13 protein-coding genes are annotated in these 16,301 nt (G+C 59.9%); 7 read left to right on the forward strand and 6 right to left on the reverse strand.

Going from position 1 to position 16,301, the window contains the following annotated elements:
• Positions 1-36: 36 nt before the first annotated feature.
• Positions 37-846 (reverse strand): helix-turn-helix domain-containing protein, encoded by an 810-nt coding sequence (locus AC07NR_RS14270; RefSeq protein ID WP_495078809.1) that lies wholly within the window; start codon positions 844-846, stop codon positions 37-39.
• A gap of 176 nt (positions 847-1,022) precedes the next feature.
• Between AC07NR_RS14270 and AC07NR_RS14275 the strand changes: the two genes are divergently transcribed.
• The 5 genes from AC07NR_RS14275 (at position 1,023) to nadE (ending at position 5,247) form a co-directional block, all read left to right on the forward strand.
• Complete coding sequence (locus AC07NR_RS14275) at positions 1,023-2,483, forward strand: alanine/glycine:cation symporter family protein (RefSeq protein WP_495078810.1); 1,461 nt, start codon at positions 1,023-1,025, stop codon at positions 2,481-2,483.
• A 136-nt stretch (positions 2,484-2,619) separates the two neighbouring features.
• On the forward strand, positions 2,620-2,889 hold the full coding sequence (locus AC07NR_RS14280; protein ID WP_495078811.1) for a hypothetical protein: 270 nt from the start codon (positions 2,620-2,622) through the stop codon (positions 2,887-2,889).
• Positions 2,882-3,112, forward strand: coding sequence for a hypothetical protein (locus AC07NR_RS14285; RefSeq protein ID WP_495078812.1), 231 nt, complete (start codon positions 2,882-2,884; stop codon positions 3,110-3,112). Before AC07NR_RS14280 ends, AC07NR_RS14285 begins: the two co-directional genes overlap by 8 nt.
• A gap of 79 nt (positions 3,113-3,191) precedes the next feature.
• Positions 3,192-4,415, forward strand: a complete 1,224-nt coding sequence (pncB, locus tag AC07NR_RS14290) for a nicotinate phosphoribosyltransferase (protein WP_495078813.1) — start codon at positions 3,192-3,194, stop codon at positions 4,413-4,415.
• Positions 4,416-4,419: 4 nt separating this feature from the next.
• Positions 4,420-5,247, forward strand: a complete 828-nt coding sequence (gene nadE / locus AC07NR_RS14295) for an NAD(+) synthase (RefSeq protein ID WP_007950678.1) — start codon at positions 4,420-4,422, stop codon at positions 5,245-5,247.
• Between the two features lie 56 nt (positions 5,248-5,303).
• Here the strand turns inward: nadE and azu are convergent, their stop codons facing one another.
• On the reverse strand, positions 5,304-5,750 hold the full coding sequence (gene azu / locus AC07NR_RS14300; RefSeq protein WP_065258792.1) for an azurin: 447 nt from the start codon (positions 5,748-5,750) through the stop codon (positions 5,304-5,306).
• 339 nt (positions 5,751-6,089) lie between these two features.
• Between azu and AC07NR_RS14305 the strand changes: the two genes are divergently transcribed.
• Both AC07NR_RS14305 and AC07NR_RS14310 read left to right on the forward strand, forming a co-directional pair.
• Entirely contained in the window at positions 6,090-6,677 is a 588-nt protein-coding gene (locus AC07NR_RS14305; protein WP_085711171.1) for a cytokinin riboside 5'-monophosphate phosphoribohydrolase, read from the forward strand.
• 68 nt (positions 6,678-6,745) lie between these two features.
• Complete coding sequence (locus AC07NR_RS14310) at positions 6,746-6,925, forward strand: hypothetical protein (RefSeq protein WP_085701299.1); 180 nt, start codon at positions 6,746-6,748, stop codon at positions 6,923-6,925.
• 69 nt (positions 6,926-6,994) lie between these two features.
• Here the strand turns inward: AC07NR_RS14310 and AC07NR_RS14315 are convergent, their stop codons facing one another.
• The 4 genes from AC07NR_RS14315 to AC07NR_RS14330 all read right to left on the reverse strand — a co-directional run bounded on the left by AC07NR_RS14315 (position 6,995) and on the right by AC07NR_RS14330 (position 16,261).
• The gene (locus AC07NR_RS14315; RefSeq protein ID WP_495078814.1) at positions 6,995-7,888 is read right to left on the reverse strand and encodes a transglutaminase family protein; all 894 of its coding nucleotides are present in this window, start codon (positions 7,886-7,888) and stop codon (positions 6,995-6,997) included.
• Entirely contained in the window at positions 7,888-10,374 is a 2,487-nt protein-coding gene (locus tag AC07NR_RS14320) for a circularly permuted type 2 ATP-grasp protein (RefSeq protein WP_495078815.1), read from the reverse strand. Before AC07NR_RS14320 ends, AC07NR_RS14315 begins: the two co-directional genes overlap by 1 nt.
• Positions 10,375-10,462: 88 nt before the next feature.
• Positions 10,463-13,738: a transglutaminase family protein gene (locus AC07NR_RS14325; protein WP_495078816.1), complete on the reverse strand. Its 3,276-nt coding sequence runs from the start codon at positions 13,736-13,738 to the stop codon at positions 10,463-10,465.
• A gap of 210 nt (positions 13,739-13,948) precedes the next feature.
• Positions 13,949-16,261, reverse strand: coding sequence for a YgiQ family radical SAM protein (locus AC07NR_RS14330; RefSeq protein ID WP_495078817.1), 2,313 nt, complete (start codon positions 16,259-16,261; stop codon positions 13,949-13,951).
• Positions 16,262-16,301 lie beyond the last annotated feature (40 nt).

Here is a 16,301-nt window from a genome sequence, read left to right on the forward strand (position 1 = left end):
TGACAACGCGTTGTATTGCGCCGGCTCGGCGAATCGTCACGCAATTACAAACAGGCCATCAACAAACTTGGTTTGAGTGAGTCGCGCACGCAGGTCGTCATCGATAACCGGATCATCAACGTCATAAAGACGCACCCGGCGATAGGCATCGATCCGATTGATTTCCGGTCCCAGATACTCCCAAACGACCCGCGAACAAGCCGGAGCACGATGGTCAGCGGCGGACACACCCATTTTCAGACCGTTGAGCCGTGTGATGCAGCTTTTGAAGCTAGGTATGAGAATGGTTTGGCTGATCTCGTTCGAGGTCAGCGACTCGTAGTCGATAAGAAACAGGCGATCTCTCAGGTAGTAAGCGAACCCAACGTATCGATACCGTTCAAATTCGCCTTCAGCACCCGCAATCTGTAAGCGCTCGTTTCGCTCATAGACAATGTCTGACCCATCTTCTCGGACGTGCACCAGCGAACACAAAATCGAGCCAGGCTCTGTCATAGCGTGGTAGTACTCATAGTAATAGCCGATGTGCGCCTTGAGCTCCGGCGAGGACCGTTGACGCAAGTGCCCTAGCATTCTCTGCGGTGCCGTTTGTTCATCGACGGTGCTGGCTTTCCTCGATTTCACGCCAATCAGTGTGATGAATTGCTCGGTTGGAAGAGCGATTTCAAACTCCTCAACCCCGAAAAAATCGCAGATTCTTTTCAGGTTGAAGGCTGTAGGAATGCTGTTACCGCAAAGATATTTATTGAATTGCCCACGATTAATCCGAATCTTCCTACAGACTTCTGCGACAGATCTGTAGTGACTGCACAGAAGTCTTAAATTAGCTGGAAGAAACTCCCACATAAATATCCTTGAAACAGTTTTAGAAGGCGCAACCATAGCAGCAACTCGCATCACTTTTAAGCAAGTTGCGAAATTGCGCCCAGCGAAATATGGCTGGATATTACGAGCCCTGAAAGGTTTCAGGACTTAACCAGCCAATAAAAAACGCCAGCACTTTCAATAGCAAGGAGCTTTGAATGCTAGACATCATCAACGACTTTCTTACGGGAAAGGTTTTGATCCCTGTAGTCCTTGGACTGGGTAGCTATTTCACCATCCGATCACGGTTCGTCCAGTTCAGATACTTCCTGCACATGTTTACCGTTCTACTGGGCAGTTGGCGCAGCGGCAGCCACCATCTGAGTTCGTTTCAGGCATTGACCCTCAGCCTCGCCGGGCGGGTGGGCACGGGGAATATCGTCGGGGTCGGGATTGCTGTGAGCATGGGAGGCCCAGGCGCAGTTTTCTGGATGTGGATGACAGCCTTGCTCGGCATGTCGAGTAGCGTCTTCGAATGCACACTGGGCCAACTCTACAAACGTAGCGATGGGAATGGCCTGTTTCGAGGCGGACCCTCTTGGTACATCGAGCACGGTCTGGACAAACGCTGGCTCGGAACAATTGCAGCGCTTCTACTGCTAGTGACGTTTGGATTTTCAATCAATGGTCTCGAATCGCATGCAGTCTCACATTCGCTGAAAGACGCTTTCGATCTGGCGCCCATGTGGTCAGGACTCACATTGTCCCTGCTGCTCGGGGCAGTTTTTATTGGTGGGATAAAACGAATAGCTGCCGTAGCCGACTTGTTGGTGCCGTTGAAGGTTCTCGCTTACATCGGCGTGACGAGTTACGTGATCGTGCTGCAGTTCGATCAGGTTCCACCAATGCTGATGACTATCATCCGAAGCGCGTTCGGTTTGGATCAAGCCTTTGGTGGATTGATCGGCAGTGCAATCGTCATGGGTGTGAGACGTGGTGTGTTTTCCAATGAAGCGGGACTGGGCAGCGCTCCCAATGTCGCGTCAGTGGCGAAAGTCGACCATCCGGTGGCACAAGGCGTCGTGCAGGCATTCAGCGTTTTCATCGATACGTTCGTGATTTGTACCTGCACGGCATTACTCATTTTGCTTTCGGGTTTCTACGCGCCAGGCTTTGAGGGCGACGGCGTTGCGCTGGCACAAAACTCGTTGGCAGCCGTGGTCGGTGAATGGGGGCGAATGTTCATCAGCGTGGTGCTGGCGCTATTTGTCTTCACTGCGATGCTCTACAACTACTACCTGGGGGAAAACAGCCTTCGGTTTATGTTTGGCGAACCTCGAAAAACGCTGATTATCTACCGTTCGCTGGTATTGGTTTTGGTGTTCTGGGGGGCGGTAGAGGACCTTTCGACCGTGCTTGCTTTCGCCGACATCACCATGACGTTGCTGGCGCTGGTCAACCTCGTAGCCATGGCACTGCTGTTTAAAGTTTGTCTCCGGATCTTGCGAGATTACGACGAGCAGCGTCGTTTCGGAATCAAGACGCCCATTTTCGACTCCAGCAAGTTTCTTGATCTTGATCTCGACCCGCAGGCCTGGCCGCCGCAGCCAGGAGAACTACACACGATGATTCGCAGTTCGCCATCGGAGTCCAGCGAAGCAAGTACACAATCCGCTTAAAGAATTAAGCCGAATGCTGAGCTATTCGACTTCGTAATGGCTCAGCAACCTAGTACATAAAACACCCCATCAAATCTGCTTGAAGAACAAACAGCTCTTTGAGCCATACAGACAAAAATTATCAGGACGCCCCCCGATGACTCGTTACTTTCCACTTAAAGCCAATGCGACCAACAGTCCAACTTACTTAATAGATACACATGCCACATCCGGCCAGTTATTCGAAGATGCCTGCTTCAGAATCCGCGCTGCTGTCAGCCTTCTGGAGGCCCTGACATCCGTAACCATCAAGGACATCAATGACTCAGATCTGTACCGACTGATACTTCCTGTTTATGTATTACTTCAAGATGGCGTTGACACACTCGACCAGGTTTCCTTCAAGGGAGACTTCACTCATGGCTGAAAAAGCAACCTATGCAATGCTCAGGGCAGCAATGATCAAAGCGGTTGAAACAAACCTCATCCCTAGGCATTCGCGTCTCGCAGAGTACATAAAAAGTTGGGAACGACTTGAGCTGGTCATTCAAGCCGCGCTCGATGTGTATCCCGAACAAAAAGCTGCTTCAGGGGAAAAAAAGCAAAAGCCGTCAAAAACAAAAGCAAGCCACCGAACAAAAAATCGCTAGCAATCTTCATCCAGGATATGCGCCACTAGCGCCATTGATTGATACCGCGCCAACGCGCGGCCCGCCTGGAGACCCCGTTATGAGCGAGAGTGTGTTTGCCGATCGCATCGTGCAGAACCTGCTCGACACCGACTTCTACAAACTGACGATGATGCAGGCGGTGCTGCACAACTACCCCAACGTCGAAGTCGAATGGGAGTTCCGTTGCCGTAACAGTGAAGATCTGCGCCCGTATCTGGCGGAGATCCGCTTCCAGGTCGAGCGTCTGGCCGAACTGAGCCTGAGCGCCGATCAGTTGAGTTTCCTCGAGCGCATCAGCTTCCTCAAACCTGACTTTCTGCGCTTCCTCGGTCTGTTCCGCTTCAACCTGCGCTACCTGCACACCGGCATCGAGAACGGCGAGCTGTTCATCCGCCTGCGCGGGCCGTGGCTGCATGTGATTCTGTTCGAAGTGCCGCTGCTGGCGATCGTCAGCGAAGTGCGCAACCGCTATCGCTACCGCGAAACCGTGCTGGAACAGGCTCGCGAGCAGCTGTACCGCAAGTTCGACTGGCTGACCGCCAACGCCTCGCCTGACGAGTTGTCGCAGTTGCAGGTCGCCGATTTCGGCACGCGCCGCAGGTTTTCCTATCGCGTGCAGGAAGAAGTGGTGAACGTGCTCAAGCACGATTTCCCGGGGCGTTTCGTCGGCACCAGCAATGTGCACCTGTCCCGCGAACTGGACATGAAACCCCTGGGCACCATGGCCCACGAATGGATCATGGCGCACCAGCAACTCGGCCCGCGACTGATCGACAGTCAGATCGCCGCCCTCGATTGCTGGGTCCGCGAGTACCGCGGCCTGCTGGGGATCGCCCTGACCGACTGCATCACCACCGACGCGTTCCTCGGCGATTTCGATCTGTTCTTCGCCAAGCTGTTCGACGGTTTGCGTCATGACTCCGGGGATCCGGTGCAGTGGGGCGAAAAATGCATCGCTCACTATCACAAGCTCGGCATCGACCCGATGAGCAAGACCCTGGTGTTCTCCGACAGCCTGACGCTGCCCAAGTCGCTGGAGATCTTCCGGGCGCTGCGGGGTCGGATCAATGTCAGCTTCGGCATCGGCACCAACCTGACCTGTGACATTCCGGGTGTCGAACCGATGAGCATCGTGCTTAAAATGACCGCCTGCAACGGCCAACCGGTGGCGAAGATCTCCGACGAGCCGGGCAAGACCCACTGCAAAGACCCGAATTTCGTCGCCTATTTGCGACACGTTTTCCAGGTTCCTGCCGTTTCCAGCCTTTCTAGCAAGGAGTGAATTCATGCAAGCCGTACAGCGTGAGATTGCTGAACAGCTCAACGTTCAGCCGCCGTTCGCCGATTACCAGGCCCTCGAAGCGGAAGTCGCCCGACGCATCACCTTTATCCAGGATTGCCTGACCAGTTCCGGCCTCAAGACCCTGGTGCTGGGCATCAGCGGCGGCGTCGACTCGCTGACCGCAGGCCTTTTGGCCCAGCGCGCCATGCGTGAACTGCGCGAGCGCACCGGTGACGAGGCCTACAAGTTCATCGCCGTGCGCCTGCCGTACGACGTGCAGTTCGATGAACACGACGCCCAGGCCTCGGTGGACTTCATCGCCCCGGACGAGCGCCACACCGTCAACATCGGCCCGGCGGTGAAATCCCTGGCCAGCGAAGTCGCAGCCTTCGAAGGCAAGCACGCGGTGTCGGTGGATTTCGTGCTCGGCAACACCAAGGCGCGGATGCGCATGGTCGCCCAGTACACCATCGCCGGCGCGGCCCATGGCCTGGTGATCGGCACCGACCACGCGGCGGAAGCGGTGATGGGTTTCTTCACCAAGTTCGGTGACGGCGCCTGCGATCTGGCACCACTGAGCGGCCTGGTGAAAAACCAGGTCCGGGCCATCGCCCGCAGCTTCGGCGCACCGGAATCACTGGTGGAAAAAGTGCCGACGGCGGATCTGGAAGACCTGTCGCCGGGCAAACCGGACGAAGCGTCCCACGGCGTGACCTACGCCGAGATCGACGCTTTCCTGCACGGTGAGCCGGTGCGTCAGGAAGCGTTCGACATCATCGTCAACACCTACAAAAAGACCCATCACAAGCGGGTCATGCCGTTTGCGCCTTGAATTCAAGGCATGAAAAAAGCGTCCCTCGGGACGCTTTTTTTTGGACTGCGGTTTTCTTACTTCACAACCACTGTGCCTTTCATCATCGAGATGTGGCCAGGGAACGAGCAGAAGAAGCCGTAATCGGTGCCGGCTGCCAGTTTCGATACGTCGATGGTCAGCGAGTCTTTTTCGCCGGCGCCGATGATCTTGGTGTGGGCGATGACGCGCTCGTCGCCGTCCTTCAGGTAGTTCTTGTCGATGCCGGCGGCCAGGCCGTCGGTGGCGATCGGTTGCATGTCAGCAGTCTTGCTGACCACCAGGTTGTGGCCCATGACGTTCTTCGGCAGGCTGCCGGAGTGGGTCAGTTCGACGGTGAAGGTCTTGCAGCTCTTGTCGATCACGATCTCCTTGGTGTTGAAGGACATCTGGTCGGTGGAGTCAACGGTGGTTTTGCACTCGGCAGCCATCAATTGGCTGCTGGCCAGCGCCAGCAGGGATACCGCAACAACTTTGGAAAACATGGTGAATCTCCAAGGCAGGGTTAACAAAAACACGAATGGTGGAAAGACTGCCTGAAATCTTCGCAAGTTCCTATGACTTGAGTCAAAAATTGTATACAACTTTCAGGCTATGACACTCATCGAAACAATCTAACAGCCAGACGTTTGGCCGGGACGTATCTTCAGGGCTCAACTCAACTGGAGCATCAGTCATGTCCTTCAACAGCCTGTTGTGCAGTCTGCTCGCCGCCTACGCCTGTGGCGCCAGCGGCACCTGTGAAACCCCGAAACGCGAAGTCTAGCCCTTGGATCGAGGCGTGCCAGCCATTACCCTGTGACGGATTGACCCAGGAGGAAGGCATGTCTCTCACATCCGTTTGTGTATTTTGCGGTGCCAACGCCGGCACCACCCCGGCGTACACCGAAGCCGCCATCGCCCTCGGCACCGCCATTGCCGAGCGCAAGCTGAAGCTGGTCTACGGCGGTGGCGCCGTGGGGTTGATGGGGATTGTCGCGGACGCCGCGCTGGCCGCCGGCGGTGAAGTGATCGGCATCATTCCGCAGAGCCTGATGGACAAGGAAATCGGTCACAAAAGCCTGACGCGCCTGGAAGTGGTCGACGGCATGCACGCGCGCAAGGCGCGGATGGCCGAACTCAGCGATGCGTTCATCGCCCTGCCCGGCGGCCTCGGCACCCTGGAAGAACTGTTCGAAGTCTGGACCTGGGGCCAGCTCGGCTACCACGGCAAGCCGCTGGGCCTGCTGGAAGTGAATGGTTTCTACAGCAAACTCACGGCATTTCTCGATCACATCGTCGGCGAAGGCTTCGTTCGCGCACCGCACCGTGACATGCTGCAAGTGAGTGAATCGCCGCAATCGTTGCTCGATGCTCTCGACCAGTGGCAGCCGACCGTCACGCCAAAGTGGGTCGACCAGAAACCCGGTTAACCCCCGGGCACCGATACAGGGCAGAATACGCGCCGCTCAACCTCACCTTCGACCCCAGAGGATCGCCCATGGCCAAACCCAATTACTCCTTCGCCAAGCGTCAACGTGACCTGGCCAAGGAACAGAAGAAAGAGGAAAAGCTTCAGCGCAAGAAACAGATGGCTGAAGAAGCGGCACTGAACCCTGACGGTGAAGTGGCGACCGATGATGATGTTGAGGCACCGAAAGACCAGGCACCCGAGGCCTGAGCAATACCGCAGGACCACTGAACGCAAAACCGGCAGGAACGGGCTTGCCCGCCCCTGCCGTGTGCTTCGTCACTCATTCAGTGGCATCACCGTGACCCGGACCTCGGGATCATGGCTCCCCCCTCCCAGAATTACCCCGCGCAACGGCGACACATCGGAAAAATCCCGGCCCCAGGCCAGGGTGATGTGCTCCAGTGCCGGTTGCACATTGTTGGTCGGATCGAAATCCACCCAGCCGAGCACCGGACAAAACACCGAAACCCACGCATGGGACGCATCGGCGCCGATCAATCGCGGTTGCCCCGGTGGTGGCCGTGTCAGCAGATAGCCGCTGATGTAGCGCGCCGCCAGCCCTCGGGAACGCACGCAGGCCAGCATCAGGTGGGCGAAGTCCTGACAGACCCCGCGCCGCCGCTCCAGCACTTCCACTAACGGCGTCGCGACTTGCGTGGCCTCGGCATCGAAGGTGAACTCGTCGAAGATCTTTTCCATCAACGCCTGCACGCCCAGCAGCAACGGTCGCCCGGGTGGAAAACAACTTTCGGAGAACTCGACGAAACTGCGCTTCAAGTGAACGTAGGGTGATTGAAACCGGTAACGGCTGGCCTCCAGCAATTCGGCAGACAACGGCTGACTGCTGTAGGTCAGCGCATTACGGGTCAATTCCCAGGCCGGGGACAGATTGAAATCCAGCGCCGGCCGCGCCAGCACCTCGACCGTCAGCCGTGCGTTGACCTGCAATTCATCGTGAGGCCGTTCGAACGCCAGGCGCGTCAGCGGATTGCCGAACACGTCCTGCTCGTCACGACGCGTGGTCGGATCCGGGCTGATCAGCAATTGCTGTTCAGTGCAGCGCTGCCAGGCGCATTCGCGAGGCCACAGATGCGCCAGCTGCTGCGCCAGCGAGACCGGGCTGTCGTAGTGATAGCAGGTGTCGTGAAGGATCTGGTAATGGGCATTCATCAGACGGACACCGTGCGCTGGCTGACATCATCGACATGGGCGAAATGGCGCAGGGCCAGACGATCGGACACCTGGCCGCTGGCGTCGGCGATGTCTTGCAGCAGATCCGCCAGCCCGTCGAGGGCGGCATGCACGCTGGACTCGCCGAACAACGGATTTTCCAGGCAACCCAGATCGAAGCGCGCCAGACGTTCGACCAGTTGCGGCAACCCGGCCTCCCTCGGCACACCAAAATCATCGTTCAGACGCTTTAGGGTGCGCGTCACCAGTTTCAACTGGAACAACACCGCATGGGGGTTCTGCTCGTCCAGCAGCAACAGGTCGAGCACCGGGATCAACTGCGCCACCGCCAGATAACGCGAGCGATAGGTGATGCTGCTGTTGCCCAGTTCCAGCAACCATTCCAGCCCTGCCTGATCGAACGCCCCGGCGCCACGCAGGAAACCGGCGAGACTGCTGCTGAGAAACTGCAGGCGTTCGATGCGTCGGCCGATCATCAGGAAGCGCCAGCCTTCGTCGCGGGTCATGTCGTCGAGGGCAAACCCGGACAGCGCCGCCAGCGACATCACCAGCCGGTTGAGAAAATCCAGCAGCTCACCAAAGTCCGGTTCGTCGGTGTCCAGCTCCGTCGCCTCGCGCTGCAACTCCACCAGCGCCTGCCAGTTTTCCCGCGAGAGCTTGCCGCGCACCTGCGACGCCGCCCACTGCAAGCGTTGCAGGTTGGAGCGCAGGCTGAACGACCAGTCCTCGCCGAGCAACGCTGCGAGCAAGCGCTCTGGCAGATCGCCTTCGTCCGGCAGCAGCATCAGCCGCTCGCCGAGCGCCACGGCAGCCTGCAGGGCCTGCGGGTCATCACCGTCGACGTAGCGCGCCAGCATGATACGCAACAGCCGCGCGCTGTCGTCGCAGCGCTCGCAGTAACGGCCGAACCAGAACAGGTTTTCCACCACCCGCGACGGCAGGTACGGATCGCGGCGCACCAGATCGTGTACGCCGATATTGCGCTGGGTCTTCCATTGTTCGCCGCTTGGCGGTCGGTCGCCCAGCACCCAGGTGTCCTTGCTCGCACCACCGCGCTGCATCGATACCACTTCGGCATCGGCCTCGGCCGCCACCCGGGTCAGGCCGCCGGGCAACACCCGATAACCGTCATGACTGGCCACCGCATACATGCGCATGCCGATGGCTCGCGGCTGTAACTGGCCGTCCTCGGGTTGCCAGATCGGTGCGTGGGACAGTTGCGCAAGTTCTTGCGCGACATAGGCATAAGGCCGGGCCTGCATGCGTTCGGCGAGACTCTGGCGCTGTTTTTCACTCAGATCACGCCCGAAAACGGGGGCGAAGCTCTGGGATGGAAAGGCCGGTTTGATCAGCAACTCCGGCAGTTTCTCCAACGCTTGGGCCAGCACCGGCGCCTCACCGCACCACCAGGTAGCGATGGAAGGCAGGATCAGCTCTTCACCGAACAGGTACTGATTGATCTTCGGCAAAAAGCCCAACAGTCCCGGCGACTCCAGCACGCCGCTGCCCAGCGCATTGGCCACCAGCACCCGGCCCTGACGCACCGCTTCCAGCAATCCCGGAACACCCAGTGCCGAATCCGTACGCAGTTCCAGCGGATCGCAGAAATCATCGTCGAGCCGACGCATGATCGCGTGGACACGACGCAGGCCGCTGAGGGTTTTCAGGTAAACCGTGGCATCTCGCACCGTCAGGTCACCGCCCTCCACCAGCGGATAACCGAGCTGGCGCGCCAGATAGAGATGTTCGAAATAGCTTTCGTTGAAACGTCCCGGGGTCAGCAACACCACCAGCGGCGCGTCATCGTCGCAAGGTGCCTGACGGGCCAGGGTTTCCTGCAAGGTGCGGAAAAAACCGGCCAGGTGCTGCACCTTCAGATCCCGATACAACTCGGGGAAGGCCCGGGACACGATGGTGCGGTTTTCCAGTGCATAACCGGCACCCGACGGTGCCTGGGTACGATCCGCCGTCACCCACCAGCGCCCGTCCGGCGTGCGCGCCAGATCCACGGCATACAGATGCAGAAAGGCCCCGTCCGGGGGCGCAATGCCCTGACAGGGCCAGAGAAAGTTGTTGTGACCGAACACCAGCTCTGCCGGCAGCAGCCCTTCGCTGATCAGCCGCTGCGGCCCGTACAGATCCGCCAGCACCGCATTGAGCAACCGCGCACGCTGGGTGATCCCGGCCGACAGGTGTTGCCACTCGTCGGCGGCGATCACATGGGGCAGCAGATCCAGCTCCCACGGACGATCCGCACCCTTGGGGTCGGCATACACGTTGTAGGTGACACCGTTTTCCTGAATCTGCCGGGTCAGCAGCGCCTGACGCTGCACCAGTTGCGCCGGGGTGCTGCGCTGCAATTGGTCGAACAGTCGCTGCCAGTGCGGACGCACCGCTCCGCCGGCGTCGAGCAGTTCGTGATAGGTGCCCGCCGTCAGCGGGTAGCGGTCAAGCAGGTCAGGCATGGAAAGCTCGGCAGCCAGCAAGGAACGGTCAGACTAACGCAGGCACATGACGCCCGGATATACGAAAAATCCGGGGGTCGTGTACGAATCAAAAGCGTCGTAAATCGAGAGTCATCGGGAGCTCGTCGGAGATAGTCAGATTCGGTATCGGAAGTTTCCCCGGCGTGTGTCCGATGCGGAAGAAACGCGCCATTCGCCGGCTCTCCGCTTCATTGGCATTGACCGGCAACGTCTCGTAATTGCGCCCGCCCGGATGGGCGACGTGGTACTGGCAGCCGCCCAGCGAGCGCTGCATCCAGGTGTCGAGCAAGTCGAACACCAGCGGTGCGTGCACCGGGATCGTCGGTTGCAGGCAATTGGCCGGTTGCCAGGCACGGAAACGCACACCCGCGACAAACTCGCCCACCCGCCCGGTCGGTTGCAGCGGCACCGGGATACCGTTGCAGGTCAGCAGGTAACGCTGCGGCGGCAACCCCGTGAGCTTGACCTGCAAACGCTCCAGCGATGAGTCGACGTAACGCACCGTACCGCCCGCCGCGCCCTCCTCGCCCAGCACATGCCAGGGTTCAAGGGCCTGACGCAATTCCAGCTCGATGCCGTTGACCGTGTAATCACCAACCTTGGGAAAGCGAAACTCAAGATGCGCCGCAAACCATTCAGCGCGCAGCGGATAACCGGCATTGTTGAGTTCGACGATGACGTCGGCAAAGTCCTGCTCGATGAAGTGCGGCAGCAGGAAACGGTCATGCAACTCGGTGCCCCAGCGCGCCAGTTTCGGCGGTGCATAGGGCTCGCGCCAGAACCGCGCGACCAGCGCCCGCAACAACAACTGCTGGGCCAGGCTCATGCGCGCATGGGGCGGCATTTCGAACGCACGCAACTCCAGCAGACCGAGACGCCCGGTGGCGCCGTCCGGTGAATACAGCTTGTCGATGCAGAACTCGGCACGATGGGTGTTGCCGGTGACATCGATCAGCAGATTGCGCAGCAACCGGTCCACTCGCCATGGCGGGCATTCTTCTCCCGGCGCCGGCATCTGCGCGAAAGCGATTTCCAGTTCATACAGCGCATCGTTGCGCGCTTCATCGACGCGCGGAGCCTGAGAAGTCGGGCCGATGAACAGACCGGAAAACAGGTAGGACAGCGAAGGATGGTTGTGCCAGTAGCTGATCAGGCTGCGCAGCAGATCCGGGCGACGCAGGAACGGAGAGTCCGCCGGTGTCGCCCCGCCGAGCACGAAATGGTTGCCGCCACCGGTGCCGGTGTGGCGTCCGTCGATCATGAACTTCTCGGTGGACAGTCGCGTCTGGCGCGCCTCTTCGTACAGAAACTCCGTGCGCTCGACCAGTTCGTCCCATGTCGCGGAGGGCTGGACGTTGACCTCGATCACGCCGGGATCCGGGGTAATGCGGAAGTTACTCAGGCGCGGATCGCTCGGCGGCTCGTAACCTTCCAGCAACACCGGGCAATGCAGTTCCTCGGCGGTGGCTTCGATGGCGGCCACCAGCTCCAGATAATCCTCGACCCGCTCCAGCGGTGGCATGAACAGATACAACCGTCCTTCCCGGGCCTCGGCGCAGAGCGCGGTGCGGGTCAGCCAGTCGGCGGACTCGTCGATTTTCGGCATCCGTTCAGCCGCCGCAGCCGGCGCGTCGTGACGATTGAGTTGATCTGTATCGGGTAGCTCGGGGAAGTCCTGATTCGGATCGTTCGGATGAATGAACGGATACTCCGCCGCCTTCACCCAGGGCTGCGAACCCAACGGCAGGCGATAGCCCAGCGGTGAGTCCCCCGGCACCAATCGGCAATGCTCGTCACGCAGATACCAGCGTCCGCTCTGCCATTGGTCGCCCTTGGCGGTACGTGCCAGCGGCAGCACCTGACCGATGACCTTGTCCAGGCCCTGACTGAACACCTTGCGCAGCCGCGCACGTTCCAGCGGCTCCTCCAGACGCGAGTCTTCGGCGCTGACATTGCTCGGCAATGCGCCCTCGCGCCAGAGGTAGTAGAAATTGTCTTCGTAGGCCGGGAACACAAAGCGTGTCGGCAGTTTCAGGCGTTCGGCGACGCTGGCCAGAAAACGGCCGGCCAGTTCACCCGTGGCGCCGTAATCCTGCTGCTCGTCGGCGATCAATGCGTTGTTGTGCCAGATCGGCACACCGTCGCGCCGCCAGTAGCAATTCAGCGACCAGCGTGGCAGTTGCTCGCCCGGATACCACTTGCCCTGACCGAAATGCACCAGCCCTTTTGGCGCGTAGTGCTTGCGCATGCGCTGGAACAGCTCGGCGGAGAGTCGGCGCTTGTCCGGGCCCAGCGCGGCGGTGTTCCATTCGGCGCCGTCGGGGTCGTCGATGGAGACGAAGGTCGGTTCGCCGCCCATGGTCAGGCGCACATCACCTTCCAGCAGGTCGGCATCGATCTGCCGGCCAAGGGCCTGGATCGCCAGCCACTGTTCATCGGTGTAGGGCTTGGTCACCCGTGGCGCTTCCCAGATCCGCTCCACCGACATTTCGTGGCTGAACTCGCACTCGCAGGGCTCCACCAGACCACTGATCGGCGCCGCCGAGGACGGATCGGGACTGCAGGCCAACGGAATATGCCCTTCACCGGCGAACAGTCCGGAGGTCGCGTCGAGCCCGATCCAACCGGCACCCGGCAGATAAACCTCGCACCACGCGTGCAGATCGGTGAAGTCCACTTCGGTACCGGACGGGCCGTCGAGGCTTTTCACATCGGCGGTCAGTTGAATCAGGTAACCGGAGACGAAACGCGCTGCCAGCCCGAGGTTGCGCAGCAGTTGCACCAGCAGCCATGCCGAATCGCGGCAGGAGCCGGAGACTTGTTCAAGCGTGTGCTCCGGGGTCTGTACGCCCGGCTCCATGCGGATCAGGTAATTGATGTCTTCGCTCAGGCGCTGGTTGAGCGCCACCAGAAAATCCACCGCCGGCAGCGGCGTGCGGTCGATGGCGTCCAGATAGGCCTTGAATTTAGGCGTCAGCGGCAGGGTTTCGAGGTACGGCGCCAGCTCCTTGCGTTCATCGGCGGCGTAGGCAAAGGGGATTTTCTCGGCGTAGGGCTCGAGGAAAAAATCGAACGGATTGAACACCGCCATCTCGGCCAGCAGGTCGACCTCAATCCGCAGTTCGGCGGTTTTCTCGGGAAACACCAGTCGGGCGAGGTAGTTGCCCTGGGGATCCTGCTGCCAGTTGATGAAGTGCTGCTCGGGCGAGACTTTCAGCGAATAAGACAGAATCCGCGTGCGGCTGTGGGCAGCCGGGCGCAGGCGCACGATCTGCGGGCCGAGTTCGACAGCGCGGTCGTAGCGGTAATGCGTGACGTGATGCAATGCGACATGAATCGACACGGCGTGCCTCCTGCGAGCCCAAGCGTATTCGAAAGCGCGCAAGACTTATGCCATGCAGGGACCTCGGCGCTTTCCCGGAATGCTCAGGGCAGTACAGCACCAAAATCGGGCGACGCGGTGAAATGCTTTGGCACAGTTGCACGCAAATGTTGCGAAGCACAATGCAAAACGCCAACCCGAAGGTTGGCGTTCTGTTCACTCAAGTGCGTTTCAGCGCGGTACGACCGGCTTGCGAGCCGGCTTCGGCCCTTTGCCTTTCGCCGCTTCCTTGCGCTCCTTGGCGGCCTGCTGGTTGCGGGCGAATGCCGCGGCCTTGGCCTGTTCACGCTTGTCCCACGGATTGCCGCCGTCGCTGGCGCGCGGTGGCAGACCGTTGTGCTGGGTGAGGATCTTGGTGGTCTTCTCTTTCACGTCCTTCGCCACTTTATGGCTGCCAGCCGGCGTCGAGTTCTTGCGACGGGCACTCTGGTAGCTGTCGGTGGCCGGCTGATGCGTCGGGATCAACTGGTTCTTGCCCGGCCCGATCAGGTCGGCGCGGCCCATGCGGATCAGCGCTTCACGCAGCATCGGCCAGCCTTTCGGGTCGTGGTAACGCAGGAACGCCTTGTGCAGACGACGCTGCTCCTCGCTCTTGACGATGGTCACGCCGTCGCTCTTGTAGGTGACCTTGCGCAACGGGTTCTTGCCCGAGTGGTACATCGCGGTGGCGGTGGCCATCGGCGACGGATAGAACGCCTGCACCTGGTCGGCGCGGAAGCCGTTGCCCTTGAGCCACAGAGCCAGGTTCATCATGTCTTCGTCGGTGGTGCCCGGGTGCGCGGCGATGAAGTACGGAATCAGGTACTGCTCTTTCCCCGCCTCCTTGGTGTACTTCTCGAACATGCGCTTGAAGCGATCGTAGGTGCCGATCCCCGGCTTCATCATCTGGTTGAGCGGACCTTCCTCGGTGTGTTCCGGGGCGATCTTCAGGTAACCACCGACGTGGTGGGTCACCAGTTCCTTGACGTACTCCGGCGACTCGACCGCGAGGTCGTAACGCAGGCCGGAGGCGATCAGGATCTTCTTCACACCCGGCAAGGCACGGGCGCTGCGGTACAGCTGAATCAGCGACGAGTGGTCGGTGTTCAGGTTCGGGCAGATGCCCGGGAACACGCAGGACGGCTTGCGGCACGCGGATTCGATTTCCGGGCTCTTGCAGGCGATGCGGTACATGTTCGCGGTCGGGCCGCCGAGGTCGGAAATGACGCCGGTGAAACCCGGCACCTTGTCGCGGATCTCTTCGATTTCGCGAATGATCGACTCTTCGGAACGGTTCTGGATGATCCGGCCTTCGTGCTCGGTGATCGAGCAGAAGGTGCAGCCGCCGAAGCAGCCACGCATGATGTTCACCGAGAAACGGATCATGTCGTAGGCCGGGATCTTTTCCTTGCCGTACGCAGGATGCGGAACACGTGCGTAAGGCATGCCGAACACGTAGTCCATTTCTTCAGTGGTCATCGGAATCGGCGGCGGGTTGAACCAGACGTCGATCTCGCCATGCTTCTGCACCAGCGCACGGGCGTTGCCCGGGTTGGTTTCCAGGTGCAGCACGCGGTTGGCGTGGGCGTACAGGACCGGGTCGTTACGCACCTTTTCCATCGACGGCAGGCGGATCACGGTCTTGTCGCGCGTCATCTTCGGGCTGGCCAGGATCTGCACGACCTTGGCTTCTTCCGGATCTTCAACCGGACCTTTCTCCTGCTCGATCGCACAAGCCTGAGTGTCCTGGGTGTTGACGTACGGGTTGATGATCTTGTCGATCTTGCCCGGACGGTCGATGCGTGTGGAATCGACTTCGTACCAGCCCGCCGGCGTGTCACGACGGATGAACGCGGTGCCGCGTACATCGGTGATGTCTTCGATCTTGTGACCGTAAGACAGACGCTGGGCGACTTCGACGATCGCGCGCTCGGCGTTGCCGTACAGCAGGATGTCGGCACTGGCGTCGATCAGGATCGAATTGCGCACACGATCCTGCCAGTAGTCGTAGTGGGCGATGCGGCGCAGGGAGGCTTCGATGCCGCCGAGCACGATCGGCACATGCTTGTAGGCTTCCTTGCAGCGCTGGCTGTAGACCAGGCTCGCGCGATCCGGACGCTTGCCGGCCATGCCACCCGGGGTGTAGGCGTCGTCGGAACGGATTTTCTTGTCCGCGGTGTAGCGGTTGATCATCGAGTCCATGTTGCCGGCCGCGACGCCGAAGAACAGGTTCGGCTCGCCGAGCTTCATGAAGTCGTCTTTGGACTGCCAGTTCGGCTGGGCAATGATCCCGACGCGGAAGCCCTGGGACTCCAGCAGCCGGCCGATGATCGCCATGCCGAACGACGGGTGATCGACGTAGGCATCACCCGTGACAATGATGATGTCGCAGGAATCCCAGCCGAGCTGATCCATCTCCTCCCTGCTCATCGGCAGGAATGGCGCTGGCCCGAAACATTCGGCCCAGTATTTTGGATAGTCAAATAACGGCTTGGCTGCTTGCATGTCGATGACCGGTGTTGAGGTGCAAAATCGCGGGCGCGGA

It is taken from the genome of Pseudomonas sp. GW821-FHT09C09 (genome assembly GCF_059418105.1).